16 protein-coding genes and 1 tRNA gene are annotated in these 18,558 nt (G+C 62.0%); 9 read left to right on the top strand and 8 right to left on the bottom strand.

What is annotated here, in order from left to right:
* Positions 1-2: 2 nt before the first annotated feature.
* Together lptE and leuS are read right to left on the bottom strand one after the other, a co-directional pair.
* Positions 3-542, bottom strand: coding sequence for an LPS assembly lipoprotein LptE (lptE, locus tag SIN04_RS04355; RefSeq protein WP_244605667.1), 540 nt, complete (start codon positions 540-542; stop codon positions 3-5).
* Complete coding sequence (gene leuS, locus SIN04_RS04350) at positions 529-3,156, bottom strand: leucine--tRNA ligase (RefSeq protein WP_134486458.1); 2,628 nt, start codon at positions 3,154-3,156, stop codon at positions 529-531. Before leuS ends, lptE begins: the two co-directional genes overlap by 14 nt.
* A gap of 244 nt (positions 3,157-3,400) precedes the next feature.
* Here leuS and SIN04_RS04345 point away from each other — a divergent pair, with 244 nt between their 5' ends.
* Positions 3,401-4,030 carry a YggS family pyridoxal phosphate-dependent enzyme gene (locus tag SIN04_RS04345; protein WP_244605929.1) on the top strand — a complete coding sequence of 210 codons (630 nt, stop codon included), beginning with the start codon at positions 3,401-3,403 and terminating at the stop codon, positions 4,028-4,030.
* Positions 4,031-4,049: 19 nt separating this feature from the next.
* On the opposite strand, the gene SIN04_RS04340 is transcribed toward SIN04_RS04345, so the two are convergent.
* On the bottom strand, positions 4,050-4,655 hold the full coding sequence (locus SIN04_RS04340; protein ID WP_134486454.1) for a L,D-transpeptidase family protein: 606 nt from the start codon (positions 4,653-4,655) through the stop codon (positions 4,050-4,052).
* Positions 4,656-4,848: 193 nt separating this feature from the next.
* On the opposite strand from SIN04_RS04340, the gene SIN04_RS04335 reads away from it, so the two are divergent.
* Both SIN04_RS04335 and SIN04_RS04330 read left to right on the top strand, forming a co-directional pair.
* Complete coding sequence (locus SIN04_RS04335; RefSeq protein WP_134486452.1) at positions 4,849-5,535, top strand: response regulator transcription factor; 687 nt, start codon at positions 4,849-4,851, stop codon at positions 5,533-5,535.
* A gap of 36 nt (positions 5,536-5,571) precedes the next feature.
* Positions 5,572-6,054, top strand: a complete 483-nt coding sequence (locus SIN04_RS04330; RefSeq protein WP_134486450.1) for a cyclic nucleotide-binding domain-containing protein — start codon at positions 5,572-5,574, stop codon at positions 6,052-6,054.
* An 82-nt stretch (positions 6,055-6,136) separates the two neighbouring features.
* Here SIN04_RS04330 and xth read toward each other — a convergent pair whose 3' ends face one another.
* Both xth and SIN04_RS04320 read right to left on the bottom strand, forming a co-directional pair.
* Positions 6,137-6,946: an exodeoxyribonuclease III gene (xth, locus tag SIN04_RS04325; protein ID WP_134486448.1), complete on the bottom strand. Its 810-nt coding sequence runs from the start codon at positions 6,944-6,946 to the stop codon at positions 6,137-6,139.
* A 265-nt stretch (positions 6,947-7,211) separates the two neighbouring features.
* Entirely contained in the window at positions 7,212-7,913 is a 702-nt protein-coding gene (locus SIN04_RS04320; RefSeq protein ID WP_134486446.1) for an outer-membrane lipoprotein carrier protein LolA, read from the bottom strand.
* Between the two features lie 318 nt (positions 7,914-8,231).
* Here SIN04_RS04320 and metB point away from each other — a divergent pair, with 318 nt between their 5' ends.
* Positions 8,232-9,389, top strand: coding sequence for a cystathionine gamma-synthase (gene metB, locus SIN04_RS04315; RefSeq protein ID WP_134486444.1), 1,158 nt, complete (start codon positions 8,232-8,234; stop codon positions 9,387-9,389).
* 76 nt (positions 9,390-9,465) lie between these two features.
* Here the strand turns inward: metB and SIN04_RS04310 are convergent, their stop codons facing one another.
* Entirely contained in the window at positions 9,466-12,129 is a 2,664-nt protein-coding gene (locus SIN04_RS04310; protein ID WP_341264238.1) for a DNA translocase FtsK, read from the bottom strand.
* A 279-nt stretch (positions 12,130-12,408) separates the two neighbouring features.
* On the opposite strand from SIN04_RS04310, the gene rpmB reads away from it, so the two are divergent.
* Together rpmB and SIN04_RS04300 are read left to right on the top strand one after the other, a co-directional pair.
* Entirely contained in the window at positions 12,409-12,699 is a 291-nt protein-coding gene (gene rpmB, locus SIN04_RS04305; RefSeq protein ID WP_134486442.1) for a 50S ribosomal protein L28, read from the top strand.
* A 428-nt stretch (positions 12,700-13,127) separates the two neighbouring features.
* Positions 13,128-13,370: a hypothetical protein gene (locus SIN04_RS04300; RefSeq protein WP_134486440.1), complete on the top strand. Its 243-nt coding sequence runs from the start codon at positions 13,128-13,130 to the stop codon at positions 13,368-13,370.
* Positions 13,371-13,384: 14 nt separating this feature from the next.
* On the opposite strand, the gene SIN04_RS04295 is transcribed toward SIN04_RS04300, so the two are convergent.
* The gene (locus SIN04_RS04295; RefSeq protein ID WP_134486439.1) at positions 13,385-14,182 is read right to left on the bottom strand and encodes a M48 family metallopeptidase; all 798 of its coding nucleotides are present in this window, start codon (positions 14,180-14,182) and stop codon (positions 13,385-13,387) included.
* Positions 14,183-14,257: 75 nt separating this feature from the next.
* Positions 14,258-15,547, bottom strand: a complete 1,290-nt coding sequence (locus SIN04_RS04290) for a polyhydroxyalkanoate depolymerase (RefSeq protein WP_134486437.1) — start codon at positions 15,545-15,547, stop codon at positions 14,258-14,260.
* A gap of 434 nt (positions 15,548-15,981) precedes the next feature.
* Between SIN04_RS04290 and SIN04_RS04285 the strand changes: the two genes are divergently transcribed.
* The 3 genes from SIN04_RS04285 to SIN04_RS04275 all read left to right on the top strand — a co-directional run bounded on the left by SIN04_RS04285 (position 15,982) and on the right by SIN04_RS04275 (position 18,537).
* Positions 15,982-17,322: an ActS/PrrB/RegB family redox-sensitive histidine kinase gene (locus tag SIN04_RS04285; protein WP_134486435.1), complete on the top strand. Its 1,341-nt coding sequence runs from the start codon at positions 15,982-15,984 to the stop codon at positions 17,320-17,322.
* A 194-nt stretch (positions 17,323-17,516) separates the two neighbouring features.
* Positions 17,517-18,116 carry an ActR/PrrA/RegA family redox response regulator transcription factor gene (locus SIN04_RS04280; protein ID WP_134486433.1) on the top strand — a complete coding sequence of 200 codons (600 nt, stop codon included), beginning with the start codon at positions 17,517-17,519 and terminating at the stop codon, positions 18,114-18,116.
* Positions 18,117-18,461: 345 nt separating this feature from the next.
* Positions 18,462-18,537 (top strand) — tRNA-Ile (locus tag SIN04_RS04275).
* Positions 18,538-18,558: the final 21 nt, after the last annotated feature.

Genomic DNA, 18,558 nt, shown 5'->3' with positions numbered 1-18,558 from the left:
GCCTACCCCTTTTCGGCGAAAGCGGCGGCGAGATTGGTGCGGATCTGCTCCGCGAGCATGCGCGCGTCGCGGATTTCAGCATCGCGCGAGGCGCGGATATTGGCGAAACGTTGCGAGTTGCGATCGTAACTTGCGACCACGGTCGCCGTGCCCTTGGTGACCGGATCGCCCCCTTCGAGCGGCGTCAGCGTGTAATCGGCCGCGACCACGACGGTGCCGGAGGTCGGATAGCCAGTCACAGTGTCGATGAGGGGCGATTGCACGCTTTCCCGCACGCTGATCTTCAGCACATATTTCGGATCGATGGGCGCGCCCGTCCCGTTCAACCCGAAATGCAGCTCGTTTTCGAGATAATGGCCGAGGCGATCAGGGATCGGCGAGATCTTGATCGTCTGCAATCGGCTGGCGACGTCGCCGCCGCCCCCAAGCGAGCCATAAAGCGGCTGAAGGCAGCCGGCCAGGGAAAGGCTCGCCGCCGCGACGAAGGCAAGCGCCGCGCCGCGCGAAAAATGCTGGCGAAGCATAGGTTTATGCGACGACATTCACGATCCTTTGCGGAACGATGATGATTTTCTTGACGGGCCGGCCTTCAAGCGCGCGCTGAACCGCCTCCAGGGCCAGGGCCGCGGCCTCAATCGCCGGATTGTCGGCGGCGCGGTCGATGACGAGATCGGCGCGCTTCTTTCCATTGACCTGCACCGGCAACTCCATCGTCTCTTCGACAACCAGCGCCCTATCGGCGACCGGCCACGCGGCTTCGGAAACCAGTCCTTCACGGCCGAGCCGCGACCAGCATTCTTCGGCGAGATGCGGCATCATCGGGGCAAATAACGGAACCAGAATTTCAGCCGCCTCACGGAAGGCGTAGCGCAGATCCGGCGCGACAATCTCGCTGTCGATCGCGCCAACGGCCGCGCCGAGCCTGTTGGCAAGGTCATGCACCTGCGCGATGGCGCGGTTGAAGCGCAGCCGCTCGATATCCTCTTCGACCTTGATGAGCGCGCCGTGCGCCGCCCTGCGGATCGCCGCCGCGGCCGGCGAGAATTCGGCCGGCGCGGCCGACGCTTCTCCGCCGAGGAAAATCAGCTCGCCGACGAGCCGCCACAGACGCTGGACAAATTTGCCGGCGCCCTGCACCCCCTCCTCCGTCCAGATGACGTCGCGCTCGGGCGGCGAGTCAGAGAGAACGAACCAGCGCGCGGTGTCGGCGCCGAAGGTCGAAATGATCTCGTCGGGATCGACCGTGTTGCGCTTCGACTTCGACATTTTTTCTATGCCGCCGATGACGATTTCCTCGCCATCGTCGAGACGGAACGCTTTGCGCCCGTAAGCGGCGGCCTCCAGCCGGATCTCGGCCGGCGAGACCCACTCGCCCTCCTTCGAGCGGTAGGTCTCATGCACCACCATGCCCTGCGTGAAGAGGCCGGCGAAAGGCTCCTTCAATGCGCCGACATGGCCGGTCGCCTGCATGGCGCGCGTAAAGAAGCGGGCGTAAAGCAGATGCAGGATCGCATGCTCGATGCCGCCGATATATTGATCGACCGGCAGCCACCTCTCGATCGCTTCAAGGCTCGTCGGCGCGGCCTCGTTCCAGGGATCGGTGAAGCGCGCAAAGTACCAGGAGGAATCAACGAAAGTGTCCATCGTGTCCGTCTCGCGCCGGGCGGGGGCGCGGCAGATGGGACATGTGACATGTTTCCAGGTCGGATGGCGGTCGAGAGGATTGCCGGGCTGATCAAAGGTGACGTCAGCCGGCAGTTCAACCGGCAGGTCAGCGGCCGGAACGGGAACCGCCCCGTGCTCCTCGCAATGGATGATCGGAATCGGACAGCCCCAATAGCGCTGGCGCGAAATGCCCCAGTCACGCAGCCGGTAATTGACCTGGCGCTTCGCCTGTGGCCGGTTTCCGATCGTGCTCGCCTCGAGAAGCCGCGCGACCTCCTCTTTCGCGGCTTCAACGTCCATGCCGTCGAGAAAACGCGAATTGATCAGCACGCCGTCGCCGTCATAGGCGACGTCTGCGACGACGAAGCTCCGCGGATCGGCGCCGGGCGGACAAATCACCGGCGTATTGCCAAGGCCATAGGCATTGGCAAAATCGAGGTCGCGCTGATCATGCGCGGGACAGCCGAAGATCGCTCCCGTCCCGTAATCCATCAGCACGAAATTGGCGACATAGACCGGCAGCAGCCAGTTTTCGTCAAAAGGATGCCGCGCCTTGAGGCCGGTGTCATAGCCTTTCTTTTCAGCCGTCTCGATCGCGGCGAGCGAGGTTCCCCTTTGCCGGCATTCGATGATGAAAGCGGAGAGCGCCGGGTCGGCCCTGGCGCAGTCGGCGGCGAGCGGATGGTCCGGCGCGATAGCGATGAACTTCGCCCCGAACAGCGTATCCGGCCGCGTCGTGTAGACTTCAACCTCGCTCTCGCGCACGCTCAAGGTCGGCTCAAGCTCGAAGCGCACGAGCAGGCCCTCGGAGCGGCCGATCCAGTTCGCCTGCATCAGCCGCACTTTGTCGGGCCAGCGCTTCATCCCGTCGAGGGAGAGCAGCAGATCCTCGGCGTAATCGCTGATCTTGAAAAACCATTGCGTCAGTTCGCGCTGTTCGACGAGAGCGCCGGAGCGCCAACCGCGCCCGTCAATGACCTGCTCATTGGCGAGAACGGTGTGGTCGACAGGATCCCAATTGACCTTCGACTGCTTCCGGTCGACGAGACCCGCGGCCAGAAAGTCGAGGAACATCTTCTGCTGATGCTTGTAGTAGCTTGGATCGCAGGTTGCTATTTCGCGCGACCAGTCGAGCGAGAGCCCCATCGACTGCAATTGTGCGCGCATGCTCGCGATATTGGCGTAGGTCCAGGCCGCCGGATGGCTCTTGTTCTGCATGGCCGCGTTTTCGGCCGGCATGCCGAACGCGTCCCAGCCCATCGGGTGAAGAACGCTAAAGCCGCGCGCGCGCTTGTACCGGGCGATGACATCGCCCATCGTGTAATTGCGGACGTGCCCCATGTGGATGCGTCCCGACGGATAGGGAAACATCTCGAGCACATAATATTTTGGGCGCGGATCGGCGTTATCGGTCCTGAAGGTCGCCGATTCTTCCCAAATCTTGCGCCATTTGGGTTCAGTTTCGCGGGCGTTATAGCGCTCGAAGTCCATGCTGTCCGATTGTCGCTTAGAGTCTTGAAGAATACGTTTGATTTGCTGGCACACAGCATTATTTGGCGCGCGGGGTCAATTGCCTTGCAAAGGTTCCGCCTTGCGCGGCCGAGCCCCCGCTCTCATTTAAGCGGGCGCGCTTCAAAATGCGCGTCTTTAGTCTGACTGAAAGGCAAGAGGTTTGCAAAAAGCCGTGAAGAAATCGGAAAACCCGCTGGATCGGCTTGAAGAGGTGCGCGAGGCGATGGCCCGCGCGGCAAGGGACGTGGGGCGCAGGCCGCAGGACGTCACGCTGGTCTGCGTATCGAAAACCTTTCCCGCCGCCGAGGTCGAACCCTTGCTTGCCGCGGGCCAAAGAGTGTTCGGCGAAAATCGCGTGCAGGAGGCGATGGAAAAATGGCCGCCGCTGCGACAGGCCTATTGCGGGGTTGAGCTTCACCTCATCGGCCCGCTGCAATCGAACAAGGCGCATGAGGCGGTGATGCTGTTCGACGTCATCGAGACGGTCGATCGCGACAAGATCGCCAAGGCGCTGGCGGTCGAAATCCAGAAGACCGGACGCCATCCAAGGCTCTATATTCAGGTCAATACGGGAGCGGAGCCGCAAAAGGCGGGGATTTTGCCGGGGGAGGCCGATGGCTTCATCGCGCGCTGCCGGGGCGAGTTCGGTCTCGGCGTCGCGGGGCTGATGTGCATTCCGCCCGTCGATGATCAGGCCTCGCCGCACTTTGCCATGCTGAACCAGATCGCCGCGCGCAATGGGCTCAAAGAGCTCTCAATGGGCATGAGCGCCGATTTCGAGCTCGCCATTCAACTCGGCGCCACGCATGTGCGCGTCGGCAGCGCCATTTTTGGCGCAAGGCCCAAAAATTGAGAAGGACGGGTTTAACGAGTCACCTGATCGTCAGCACCGTCCGCTGCGACAGGCGCGGCAGAAGCCGGCGGAAATCATCGGCGGCAAGGGCGACGCAGCCCTCGGTCGGGGCAAAGCCAGGACGCGCGCAATGCAGGAAAATGGCGCTGCCGCGCATCTTCCGTCGCGGCATAATATTGTAGTCGAGCACAATCACGATGTCGTAGAGGTGATCGGCGCGCCACAACTTTTCATGAGATTGCCGGAAAGGCGCCACAATCGGTCGATTATACAGCCCGCTGTCGGGATCATCGCACCAGCCCATATCTTTGCGGATTGGCCGCATGGGCAGAGACGACGGCCTGATGCGTAGTTTTTCTGAGCGATAGAAAGCTGAAAGGAGACGCCAGCTTCCAGCCGGACTTGCGCGATCGCCCTCCCGCTTGTCGCGTCTGACGCCGCCGCCTCCGATGGCGCAGCGCAGAACCAGGGAGCCAGCATGCAGCCTGCCGATGGGAGGGGTTTGCCCGGGAACGCGGGTCGCCGTCAGGCGATCAAGGCAACGCTTAAGTTGAGGACGGGCTGGAGAGGGTGCGCTTGAGGTTGTCCGCAAGGGATTTCTCAAGTCTTTTGCAAGAGATTTCATAGAAGACTATGCTTTTGCCAGACGCTGATTTGCGCAAGCCAGATTTGGCGCTTGTGGAGCACAGAATGCAAATGAGCCTTTTCCGAGAAGGCTTGTTACTATGGCGTCTGGATCTGACCGAATCACGGCGCGTCAATTGCCTTCGACAGATTATGCAGGACGTGAGGATGCAAGATCAACCAAGGACGAGTCCATGACGCAGGTTCTGAAAATCTTGATCGCGGACGATGACGCCGATTTGCGCGCCGCCTTGGCCGAACAACTGTCCCTGCACGAAGAATTTTCGGCGGTCCACGCTGATTCGGCGGAGGGCGCGCTGTCCGCTTCACGTCAGGAGACGCCGGACCTGATCATCATGGATGTCGGCCTTCCGGATATGGATGGGCGCGAGGCGGTCAAACGCATGCGCGAGGAAGGCTTCAAAAACCCGATCATTATGCTCACCGGCCACGACAGCGAGTGGGACACCGTGCAGGGCCTCGACTCGGGCGCCAATGATTATGTCACGAAGCCGTTCCGCTTCGCCGTTTTGCTTGCGCGCATGCGCGCGCATCTACGCCAGCACGAAACCAACGAGGAAGCGCTGTTCCGGATCGGGCCCTATACCTTCCAGCCGGGCGCGAAGCTGTTGATCAGCGAAAAGGGCGAAAAGCTCCGCCTTACGGAGAAAGAGACCGCGATCCTGCGCTTCCTTTACCGGGCGGGACAGAGCGTCGTCGTCCGGGAAGTGCTGCTGCGCGAAGTCTGGGGCTATAACTCCAACGTCACGACGCATACGCTCGAAACCCATATTTACCGCCTGCGGCAAAAGATCGAGCGCGATCCCGCCAAGGCGCAACTGCTCATCACTGAAGCCGGCGGCTACAAGCTGCTCCCCTGATCGCCGGGCCAACGCCGCCTCGAGGAAAGCATCGCCATGGCTTTGGAGGACGACGTCGCCAAGCTTGCGCGCAACGGGATTTTCGCGGCGCTCGGCCCCGAAGCGCTGCGGCTTCTAGCTTTCTCGGCCGAAACCCGCATTTTGCGCGCGGGGGATATTCTGTTCCGCCGCGATGACGTGTCCAATGGCGGATTCGCTTTGCTTACCGGCTCGGTCGCGCTCGATCCGTCAGATCATGGCGTGGCGACGGCGCGGATCGTGCGGCCGCCCGCCCTCATCGGCGAACTTGCGCTTTTGACGCAGACGAAGCGGCCTGCGACGGCGATCGCGCGCGAACCCTCGAGCGTCCTGCGCATCTCGCAGCAGCTCTTTCGCCGTATCCTCAGCGAATATCCATCCAGCGCGGAGCGGCTGCAACAATCGCTGGCGGCGCGGCTCACCGGGTTTACAGCTGAACTCGCGGCCGTTTGGGGAGACGGGCCGGAGCCCGCCGAGGCCGCTCGATCCGAAGGCGAATAGCTGCTCAGCGTCCTGCTTTTTAAGCCAGTGTTTCGACGCATGATGCGGGACCGGAAAGTCTGCGGCTTTGCGGCGTCATGCCCTAATAATCAAGGTGGACCAGTACGGGCACGTGGTCGGAGGGGCGCTCCCAGCCGCGACTTTCGCTTAACACCCGCATGCCGCCGAGGCGCGGAGCCAGGCTTTCGCTAACCCACACGTGATCGAGCCGGCGCCCCCTGTTGGACTCAGCCCAGTCCCGCGCGCGATAACTCCACCAGGTGTAGAGCTTCTCATCGGCCGGCACATAGCGCCGCATGGCGTCGACCCACGGCCCTGCCCGCAGGACGAGACCAAGCTTCTCGACTTCGATCGGCGTATGGCTGACGACGCGCAGCAGCGCCTTGTGGCTCCAGACGTCGGCCTCGAGCGGCGCGATATTGAGATCGCCGACCATGATCGCGTCCGTGTTCGCGACCCCATCGGCGCTCATCCAGGCGACCAGTTCGTCGAGGAACGCCAGCTTGTGGGCGAATTTCGGATTAATCAGGGGGTCAGGCTCATCGCCGCCGGCGGGCACATAAAAATTGTGGAGCCTGACCGGTTTATCGGCGGCGGGCGTTAACGTCACGGCGACGTGCCTCGCGTCCCCCTTATCGCAGAAACCGCGGCGGTCAGCCTCGGTCAAGGGCAGTTTCGAGGCGATCGCAACGCCGTGATACCCTTTTTGGCCGTTGATCACGACGTGCGAATAGCCGAGCTTATGGAAGTCACCGAGCGGAAACTCGGCGTCGCGGCATTTGGTCTCCTGGAGGCACAGGACGTCGGGCGCATGCTCCTTGAGGAAACGCGCGACGAGATTGATCCGCAGGCGAACCGAATTGATGTTCCAGGTAGCGACCGTCAGGCGCATGTGACCTCCGCCCGCGATTGATCACGCTGAAGCTCGCGCCGCAAGGCGGCGCAGCGGGCAGCCCACAGAAATTGCGCGCGGCGAGTCGAAAAAAGAGGGCGCCCGGCCAGAGACCGGACGCCCTAGGAGCGAAGCTTTGCCGGGAGGGGGGGCCGGCGCAGGTCGAATCAGACGAAGCGGGGGGGAATACGTCCGATCGGCTTAATCGCTCACATAAAACAAAGATAAGCCGCCTGTTTTGCGATTCAAGCCCGAACGCTCCGCCTCAATTATTTGTGTTCGACAACCTCTCTTGGGTCAGCTGGAAAATGTTTGGGTCTGGTTTCTTGGTCAAATCAATGTTGAATAAAGAGATTACTGTTTCGTAACCTTGCGGATCGGTCACCTGCCATTGCTTCAGCGTGAACTTTGCAGGATCGAAAATCAGCTTGATTTCGGACGTCCCGCCAAAGGTCGCATTATCCTCGACCTGAATGATCACCGAACTCGGATCGCTCGCGACGCTGACGACCTTCACGTCGTGAGCAAGGTCGATGTGATCCTTGAGAAGAAACTTGAGCGGCGTCTGGCTGATGAAATAAACGTCTTTCGTCGCCGTCTTGCGGTCATGAACCGCGACGGACAGCCCGTCCGCGACAATCTCAAGCGTTGCGGGGGCGGCGTATTCAAAGCGAAGTTTTCCCGGCCGCTGGACGTAGATTTTGCCTTCCGATCGTTTTCCGTCGGGGCCGATCTGAACGAAATCGCCGACCATTGTCGTCGCCGCGTTGAAATAGTCATTCGCCTTCTGGATCGCGAGTTGGGGGTCCATCGGGACGAAGGGCTTTGGCGCGGGCGCAGGCGCGACGACAGGTTTGACCGGCTTCGGAATAACCGGAGAGGGTTCGGCGCGGGACAGTCCGGCGCCGAGCCCAACGGCGGCCACGCCAGCGACGAATGCGAGAACAAATCCTGCCGTCCGCTTCATAAAACCTTCCTTGGAGATTGCGACTTTTGACGGGGTCGCGACAATTTGAATATCACGCTTAGAAAACGGATATGGCGTCAATAGGACACCGGCCCAAGGGCGCGCGCCCCAAACGGGCAGCGGCAAAAAGAAACAGGCCGGCCGGCCCGTTGCGAATCGGATGGCGCGATTGAAAGCCTACTTTCCGTCCGGGACGCCGAACAATCAAGCTTTGCGGTTATGCGGCGGAGAGCCCTGCGAGACGATCAGCCGCTTGCGTCGCCGCTTTTGACTCTGTTCTATGAGGCGGGACTTAAAGCTTTATGCGGACAATCATCCATGAGTAAACAAAAAGCGCTCCAGACCATCGCCGCGGCCAATGGCGTCGCGGAAGACAGCGCCTACGGAGCGGTAACGCCGCCGATCTATCTTTCGAGCACCTTCGCTTTCGAAAGATTTGAGAAGGGCGGCGCCTATGAATATTCGCGCTCCGGCAATCCGACCCGCGACGTCCTCGCCGACACGCTGGCGAAGCTCGAAGGCGGCGCTGGCGCCGTCACTCTGGCGAGCGGCATGGCCGCGATCAATCTGGTGCTTGCGCCGCTTGAAGCCGGCGATCTCGTCGTCGCTCCGCATGACTGCTATTCCGGCGCCCAGAGGCTGCTGAGCGCGCATGCCGACAAAGGTCATTTCAGGCTCGAACTGATTGATCTTGCCAATGAGGACGCGCTGGCCACCGCCCTGGGCCGGCGCCCCAAACTCCTGATAATCGAGACGCCGAGCAATCCATTGATGCGCGTCACGGATCTTCGCCTCCTGTGCGGCCGCGCAAAGGAGGTCGGCGCGAAAGTCGCCGTCGACAACACATTCCTGTCGCCTGCCCTGCAACGACCGCTCACCTTCGGCGCCGATTATGTCATTCATTCGATGACGAAATTCCTTAACGGCCATTCCGATGTCGTCGGCGGCGCTGTGATCTGCGCGCATGCGGACGACGTCGAGGAAATGAAAAACTGGGCCAACATCACGGGCGTCACGGGTTCGGCCTTTGACGCTTATCTCACGTTGCGCGGCGTTCGGACTCTGTTTGCCCGCATCGAGCGCCAGCAGAAGACGGCGGGCGCGATCGCTTCCTTCCTGCAGCAGCATCCCTCGGTCGAGGCGGTGCATTATCCGGGACTTCCCTCGCACCCTTCGCATGGCGTCGCCAAAGCGCAGCAAAGCGGCTTTGGCGCCATGCTCAGCTTCGAAATCAGCGGCGGAGTCGAGGCGGTGCGCCGTCTCGTCGAGACGGTCGAGATCTTCACCCTGGCGGAATCCCTCGGCGGCGTCGAAAGCCTCATCGCGCATCCAGCCACCATGACGCATGTGAGCATGACGCCCGAAGCGCGCTCCTGCGCCGGGATCAAGGACAATCTTCTGCGGCTCTCGGTTGGCCTCGAAGATGAGGCGGATCTCATCGGCGATCTTTCGCGAGCGCTGGACGCGAGGGGGTGAACCAGCCGATAAGTTTCGGGCGGCCGCCCATAAGCGCCCAGAGGGAGCCTTCGCGAGCCATAAAGCCCACCGAAAATCACCCCTCCGCCGCGAGGTCGAATGCGCCGCGGTCGATCCCGCCGCCGACAAGAATGGCGCGCTTGCCGGAATGATTGGGGGCGCCGACGACTCCTTCCTGCTCCATCCGCTCGACCAGAGAGGCGGCCTTGTTGTAGCCGACCGAAAGACGGCGCTGAATGTAGCTCGTCGAGCATTTGCGGTCGCGCAGCACGATCGCGACGGCCCGGTCGTAGAGGTCGCCCGACTCTTCGGCGTCCATGCTGCCGGGGGAAGCGCCGCCGCCATCTTCGGCGTCGGCGACATCATCCTCTGAAGTGATCGCCTCGAGATATTCCGGCTGGCCCTGGCTTTTGAGATGGGCGACGACTTTCTCGACTTCGCCGTCGGCGACGAAAGGCCCATGCACGCGGGAGATGCGGCCGCCGCCGGCCATGTAGAGCATGTCGCCCTGGCCGAGCAGCTGCTCGGCGCCCTGCTCGCCGAGAATGGTGCGGCTGTCGATCTTGGAAGTGACCTGAAAGGAAATGCGGGTCGGGAAATTCGCCTTGATGGTGCCGGTAATGACGTCGACCGAGGGCCTTTGGGTCGCCATGATGAGATGGATGCCCGCCGCGCGCGCCATCTGGGCGAGGCGCTGAATGGCCCCTTCGATGTCCTTGCCGGCGACCATCATGAGATCGGCCATCTCATCGACGATGACGACGATGAAAGGCAGCGGCGACAGATCCATGGGCTCATGCTCATAGATCGCCTCGCCGGTCTCCCGGTCATAACCCGTCTGCACCGTGCGCATCAGAGTTTCGCCCTTGGCCGAAGCCTCAACGACGCGCGCATTAAATCCCTCGATGTTTCGCACGCCGAGCTTCGACATTTTCTTGTAGCGGTCCTCCATTTCGCGGACCGCCCATTTCAGCGCGACGACAGCCTTTTTGGGATCGGTGACCACCGGCGTCAAAAGATGCGGAATGCCGTCATAGACTGACAATTCGAGCATTTTCGGATCGACCATGATGAGCCGGCACTCCTCCGGCCGAAGCCGGTAGAGCAGCGAGAGAATCATGGTGTTGATGGCGACTGATTTGCCCGACCCGGTGGTGCCCGCGACGAGAAGATGCGGCATGCGGGCGAGATCGACGATGATCGGCTCGCCGCCGATCGTCTTGCCAAGGGCAATGGCGAGCCGATGTTTTGACTTCTCGAAATCCTCCGAACCCAATAATTCGCGCAGGAAAACGGTTTCGCGGCGCTGATTGGGCAATTCGATGCCAATGGCGTTGCGGCCCTGCACCACGGCGACGCGGGCGGAGATCGCCGACATCGAACGGGCGATGTCATCGGCAAGTCCGATCACGCGGGAGGATTTGATGCCGGGCGCCGGCTCCAGTTCGTAGAGCGTCACGACGGGCCCGGGACGCACATTGATGATCTCGCCCTTGACGCCGAAATCCTCCAGCACGCCCTCGAGCAGGCGCGCGTTCTGACCCAGTGCGTCCTCGGAGACCTGATTGCTGACGAGCTTCTTCGGCTCGGCGAGCATATTCAGCGGCGGCAGGACATAGTCGTTGCGCCCGAATCGGTCCTTCAAAGACGGATGGGCTTCTTTCTGGGCGCGCTGTCCCGGCCGGACCGGCGCCGGCGGCGGGGCGACGATGCGGCGCGCCGGCGCGGCGGCTTCGGGGCCGGCCGCTGATCTGGGCTTTTCGCCGGCTTCGCTTTTCTGGCGCGCGGCGGCGCGCGTCGCCGGCGGCGCATAGGCGGTCGCGTCAAAGCGCGGTTCGGCGATCCCCTGCTCCGGCCAGGTGAGCGGCGCCGCTCCGAAATCGAAGGGCTGATCGGATTCCACCAGCGGCTCGAAACCTTGCAATGGAGGATCAAAGTCGCGCGGCGAAAACTGCGGCGCGGTCTGCCAGGGAGCCGGAGTTGGCGCTGTGACGCGGGCCGCCCGGCGGCGCGCGATCTGGCGCGCGAGCGCCGCCTTGAGGCTGAGAAACGCGTGAATGAGAGCGCCAAGCGCGACCAGCGCAAAGCCCGGACCGCCCGAGTCGTCGTCCTCGGCGTCGGCCCGGCGCCGGACGGGACGCGCATCCTCGTCCTCGTCTTCGTCGAGATCGTCGAACTGATCGCGAAGGCCGACGCTGGCGGAGAGCGCGAGAATCGCTCCAGCGGTCAGGCCAAGGCCAAGCAAAAGAAGGCCGGGGGCGAAGCCGGCCATCAGCCTTTTCGGAATCGCCAGAAGCGCGTCGCCGATGACGCCGCCAAGGCCCGTCGGCAGCGGCCATCGCGTCGTGACCGGCAGCAGCGAGGCGACAGCCGCCGCGAGCGCGCCGCCGGCGATCCAAAGCACGAGGCGGCTCGTTATGCGTTCGAGCCGCCGCGCCGTGAGCAGGCGCCAGCCCCAGAGGCCAACCGGAATCAGAAAAGCGATCACGCCGAGGCCGAGCATCTGCATCAGCAGATCGGCGGCGACCGCGCCGGTCGATCCGAGCAGATTATGGACCGGGCCGGAGGTGGCGTGATTGAAGCTCGGGTCTTCGACGGACCAGGACAGGAGAGCGAGGATGAGGGCGATCGTTCCGGCGATGAGGCAAAGCCCGGCGAGCTCCGCCCCCCGGCGCGCTGCGAAAGCGCGCAGCGATTCGGGGATCAGGTCGAGCGCCGTCATGCTGGTTGTCGTTCGCATCCGCTTTACCGCCGCCTGCCGAGAGCCTCGCCTTCGTCCGCCGTCAGGCGAACGAAGAGCAAATTAGCAAGAGGCGGTTAAAGGTGCTTTAACCTTAAAGCGGCCCGCGACATCGCCGCGGCGGCGACTTATGCCGAGTTCCGACCTTGACGCGAGGCGTTAGGCGCTCTATGTCCTGCGCCTTCACATGCTGCATTGTTCAGGATGCGCTCGATTCCCCTGAGGTTGCGCTCAAGGGCCGCCGAGAGCGCCACGTTTTGAATTTGAAGAGGAAGCAAGATGTCCCGCCGCTGCGATTTGACCGGCAAGGCCGTACAAACCGGCAATCTGGTCAGCCATTCGAACCATAAGACGCGGACGCGTTTCCTGCCGAACCTTTGCAACGTCACGCTGATCTCCGACGTGTTGCAGCGCAAGCTCCGCTTTCGCGTCGCCGCTGCGGCCCTGCGGTCGGTCGAGCATCGCGGCGGCCTCGACGCGTTCCTCGTCAAGGCCGACGACGCCGAACTTTCGACCGGCGCCCTCGCCGTCAAGCGAGAGATCCTCAAGAAGCAGGCCGGCGCCGCCTGAGGGCAAGAGCTGCGCGCCTTAGGGCGCCAGTGCCACGCAGCCGGACGTTCGCGCTTCGGTCGGCTTGAACGGGTTTTGCCAGCGGCCTCACGGCCGCTGGTTTTGTTTTGGGTGATCGTTCCCGGACTGGTCCGCACGCTACGCCTCCGCGCTTCTGCCCGAGGCTCGCGATCATCGCGCAAAGGCGCAAGCCGCCTGCATGCAGTTGAGTTTTTCGACTCTTTCGTCCCCCGCGACGGATCCGAACCGCCAAGCTATCCATTCGCGGCGGATTGTGCTGTAATTTCATCGTCAGCCGGCCGATCCAGCCAGTTCGGTCGCCGTTGAGCCCGCCGCCAATGTTTCGGACCGAGCCCTATTCAGCCGGCTCGCGTCGCAGATCCAAACGCCATCGATTCGCACCAACCGGCCCAGCCAGGACAAATCATATGAAGAAGGCGCTCCTTGTTTCCGCCGCCGCTCTCATTGCCGTGAGCGCTGCGATCTTCTCATCGACGAAGGCCGACGCCTATGTCTGCGCGCGCGGTCCCTATCGCGCCGGCTGTGCTGGCGCGCGCGGCGGCGTTGTCGTGCGGCGGGGGCCGGCCTATTATCCACGCGGCGGCGTTGTCGTGCGGCACCATTATGGCCCCTACGGCGGTGGGGCCGTCGTTCGGCGCAGATACTACTGAAGCATCCTGAGGACTCAGTCGGCGCCGCTTTTGCCGGCGCCGAATCGAAGCAAACCCGCGCCGTTGGCTTTCAGCCAGGACTCGGCCGCCTCGACATCCGGCGACAGCCGTCCGACGACCGCCCAGAAGGCGGCCGAATGATTCATATGGACGAGATGCGCGACTTCATGCGCGGCCAGATAATCGAGCACAAAAGACGGCGCCAGAATGAGGCGCCACGAAAAGCTCAGCGCGCCGGACGCTGAGCAAGACCCCCACCGGCTGCTCGTATCGCGCAAGGTGATCTTGCGCGGCTTGACGTTGAGCCTTTCCGCGTGACGCGCGACCGCCGTCTCGATGTCGCGCCTCGCCTCGCGAATCAGGAACTCCTGCACGCGCCGCGGTGTGAAGGAGGCCTCGCCGCTGACATAAAGAATTCGCCCGGCCCCTGTTTCACCGCCAGATCCCTGCTCTTCGTGGGCGGCGGTCACCGCGCCGGTTCCGCGCGGGCCCGGCCGCAGAGCGATCCTGTGGAAAACCCCGCGCAAGGGCACAACTCCTCCGGGCTCGAAACGGATTTTCTCCGGCAGCCTGCGCAATTTCGCGCCAATCCAGGGCGCGTGGCGCTCGGCGAAGGATTTTGCCTCTTTGATGCTGGCGCGCGCCGGCAGGGTCAGCATCACGTCGCGCGTCGCCGTCCGGACGCGCAAAGTGAAACGCCGAGCCAAGGCCGTGCGCTTGATGCTAATCCGGTATGTCTCGCCGCTATGCGAGACATCAATGAAGTCAGCCCTCTTCGCCGGAGGGACATCCTTTCGGAGCAGACGCAGCATGGCCGCAAGCCTAGCTGGATGCTGCGTGAGTCGCTAGCGGCAAGTTGCGATCAAGGGCGCCCCGCGACCTTCGCGTCAGATGCGTTCGACCAAAGACAGATTACGCACCGAACGCTTGCCGTTGGCGTGAAAATCCAGAATGCGCGGGACGATCTGGTTGCGGAAACGCGATCCGTTGAAGACCCCGTAATGGCCAACCTTTTCCTGCAGATAATCAGCCTTCATGGATGCTGGAAGGTTATAGCAGAGATCATGCGCGGCCAAGGTCTGGCCAGCTCCGGAAATATCGTCGTTCTCGCCTTCGACCGTCATGAGCGCCACTCTGTGGATGGCGGCGAAGTCGACCTTCGCGCCGTGATGAGTCATCTCGCCTTTTGGCAAGGCGTGCTTCACGAATACTGTGTCGACGGTTTGCAGATAGAATTCGGCGGTCAAATCCATGACCGACAGATATTCGTCGTAAAAATCGCGATGCTTATCGGCAGAATCGCCGTCGCCTTCGACAAGGTGGCTGAACAGGTCGATATGGGCGTTGACGTGGCGATCAATATTCATCGCCATGAAGCCGGCAAGTTGTAGAAAGCCTGGATAAACCTCGCGGCCGGCGCCGTGATATCCGAGCGGCACAGTGCTGATGCAATTACGCTGGAACCACGCGCTGCCGCGCTCTTGCGCCAGAAGATTGACTTTGGTCGGGCTGCGCCGCGTATCGATCGGGCCGCCCATCAAGGTCATCGAAGCTGGAACGTGAGGATTATCCTCCGCCTCCATCAGCGCCACAGCGGCGAACAAAGGCGCCGCCGGCTGGCACACGCCGAGCGTATGCAGTGCAACGCCGTCCTTCTCCTTGCTCAAGTGCTCGCAGATGGAAATCAGGTAATCAATATAATCATCCAAGTCGAAACGGCCGGCGGACATCGGCATCAATCGGGCGTCGGCCCAATCGGTGATGTAGACGTCATAAAAAGGAAAAAAGGCCTCGACGGTTCCGCGCAGCAGGGTGGAATGGTGGCCAGACATCGGCGCAACGATCAGGAGCTTTGGTTGCGGCTCCCCCTGAATGCCTTCCAACTGCCGCTCGAAATGGATCAACCTGCAGAACGGGCGCCGCCAAACGATCTTTTCAACCACGGGCGTGCGCTTGCCGCCGACAATCGTGCTCGACAGGCCGAACGCCGGCTTTCCGTAGCGGCGCGTCATGCGTTCAAAGAGTTCGACCGTCGCGACCATGTTCTTGCCGACATGGGTATAGGACAGCAAATTGACAGGGCTCTTCAGCCAGAGCTGAGCAATATCCGAAATCGCTCGAGCAGGCGCGAGTGCGAGGTGAGAGATTTCATGCAATTCGTAAGTGAACGGAGGCATATCCCACCCTCTTTCCCGGCAGACCGGTCAATGCATCAAAATCAAAATGGATCCTCATCTCGTCCGCAATTATCAAGCTTCCTGGGCCTCGGAAGGCGAAATACCACGTCGAAGAACACTTTCCTCATTTAATAGTTCGAAATGCGCAATACCACTGCATTTTCTGTCGTTCTGTGACTGGAATCACACGATTCGGCTTCCATTCCGTACGAACCGATCCGCCATTGCACAGCTCAGGCCTAAGTTTAAGCAGGCTAACGTGCGACGCGGCGCAATGTTATTCGAAATCAGCTTCTAATACCTGAGTAGTAGGCCACGAGCCTCCACCAAGGGGGCTCCTTTTTTGAGCCGCATATGCGCCGCGGGCAAGACCCATCTGGACGTTTTGCACAAAGCAGCTTGCACAGTCGTCCGGCTCGATTAAAGCTTCGCCGATGGTTGATTTTTCCGATTTTGATCTTGGCCGCGGCTCGCGGCGCCTGCATGTCCACACGCTGGTCAAGTTGCGCTGGCTCGCCCTTCTCGGCCAGGCGGCAGCGATTCTGTTCACTTATGACGTGCTGGGGTTTTCGCTTCCGATCGGGCCATGCCTTCTTGTCGTCGCCGTTTCGGCTTTGCTGAATGTCGCGCTGCGGGTTCGCTACGGACGCGTCAATCAGCTCGACGAACGGCCCGCCGCGGCCATCCTCGCCTACGATATTATCCAGCTGACCGCCCTGCTTTACTTGACCGGAGGCATTGAAAACCCTTTTTCGATGCTCTTTCTTGCGCCGGTCATGGTGTCCGCCGTATCTCTTTCCGGCTGGATCACGATGATCCTGACGGCGTTGACGATCGCCGCCGCATCGCTCTTGACGGCGACGCATTATCCCCTGCCCTGGTTCCCCGGCGCCTCTTTGCAGCTTCCACTGGTTTACGCCACCGGCCTCTGGACGGCGCATGTGGTGAGCGCCGTCTTCATCGCAATCTATGCCTCGCTGGTCGCGCTCGAAGGGCGCAAGCTCGCCGACGCCCTGGCGGCGACGGAACGCGTCCTCGCCCGCGAACAGCATCTGTCTCAGCTGGACGGCCTCGCGGCGGCCGCGGCGCATGAACTCGGCACCCCGCTCGCCACGGTGACGCTGGTCGTCAGGGATCTCGAAAAGCAGCTGCCTTCCGCCGGCCCCATCGCCGAAGACGTCGCCCTGCTGACCCAGGAAGTCGCCCGCTGCCGAAACATCCTCGGCAAGCTCACCTCGCTTGGCGGCGACGACGGCAATATTCTCGACGAGATGACCGTCAGTCTGCTCCTTGAGGAGGTCGTCGTCCCGCAACGCGATTTCGGCGTCAAAATCACCATCGTCGAAGACGGCGAGGGACGGCAGCCCGTATCCCGGCGTAACCCCGCCATATTGTACGGGCTTGGCAATCTGATCGAAAACGCCATCGATTTCGCAGCCTCGGAAGTGCGCATCATCGCGCGGTGGGATGCGAATTTCGTCAAGCTGATCATCGAGGACGACGGCCCGGGGTTTTCTCCGGACGTCGCGAGCCGCATCGGCGCGCCCTATGTGACGACGAAAACAGACCGGCGCGCCAAATCCGAGGAAGGCTCGGGCCTGGGACTTGGCTTGTTCATCGCCAAGACATTGCTGGAGCGGTCCGGCGCGACTGTTTCCTGCGCGAACCTGCCCCCTCCAAAGAGCGGCGCCCGCATATCGATTCTCTGGCAAAGGGCGCAGTTCGAGCGAGGGGCCAAGCTGCCGGCCGCTCCGCCGGAGCGCGCAATCGGCTGACGACGCTGTTGATTTTCGCAGGCTGTCCGGCCGCGCAGCGCTCCTCCATCCGCTTTCTTCGATTTTCTTTCAAAAGTGGAAATTAACTTTAAATGAGGCTAGTGTGACGCCGTTTTGTCGCAGCCTGTATGAGAAGCGTTTTCCTGATCGGCGGCGTCAGCCATTGGACAAGAGACTGGTTGAGATAGGTTGATATGAAAACTGAACCTCCCGTAGCGATCCAGGGCGTAAGCTTGAATGAGGAAGCTCCCGAGCTTGCCGCCATCGGGCAGGATCGCTCCCTTCTTATCGTTGACGACGACAAGCCCTTCCTGGCGCGTCTAACGCGCAGCATGGAGAGCCGCGGCTTTGTTGTGAGGATGGCGGGGTCCGTCGCCGAAGGACTGGAGGCGATTGCCCAAAGCCCGCCTGCCTTCGCGGTGATCGACATGCGGCTTGGCGACGGCAATGGCCTTGACGTCATCGTCGATCTGAAAACGAAGCGTCCGGACGCCCGCGGCATCATCCTGACGGGTTATGGCAATATCGTCACAGCCGTCACGGCGGTGAAATTCGGCGCCTTCGATTATCTGGCCAAGCCAGCAGACGCCGATGAAATCTACCATGCGCTGCTCGCGACCCAGAACGACAAGGTGGAACTGCCTGAAAATCCGATGTCGGCCGATCGCGTTCGTTGGGAGCACATCCAGCGGATCTATGAGCTTTGCGGCCGCAACGTCTCGGAGACGGCGCGCCGCCTCAATATGCATCGCCGGACGCTGCAGCGGATTCTCGCCAAACGCGCCCCGCGCTGAGGCGCCGACGCGGCGGTCACAGTGGCAATGGCGTGCTGCGCCCACTCATGGACGCCTGCGGCTTCGGCTCATCCCCCGGCTGGCTCCGCCAGCGCCTTGGCGGCCGGCCGCAGCATGCGTCGAAGCGATTTATCCTTTCCGGCGCCTCGCAGGAGGGCGCCAACCCGTACAGTGCGGAGCGGTTCGTTTGCCCCGCGGCTGCGCCCGACATCACTGCGTAAGGTCGAAAACTCTCTTTTTGACATGCTTCAGCGGCGCGGGCCATTGCTTCGCGGCGCAAAAAAGGTGTAATGCCGCATCCCCGGCCGACCTGTCGTCACATTGAGACGGATCTTCCAAGCCGCCGGGCCGGTAGCTCAATGGTTAGAGCCGGCCGCTCATAACGGTCTGGTTGCAGGTTCGAGTCCTGCCCGGCCCACCACATGCCTTTCGTTCACCCTTA

The organism is Methylocella tundrae, from assembly GCF_038024855.1.
In the GTDB taxonomy this organism is placed as follows: Bacteria; Pseudomonadota; Alphaproteobacteria; order Rhizobiales; family Beijerinckiaceae; genus Methylocapsa; species Methylocapsa tundrae.
Note: the sequence above shows the minus strand (reverse complement) of the source record. Positions and strands in the feature narration are given on the sequence as shown.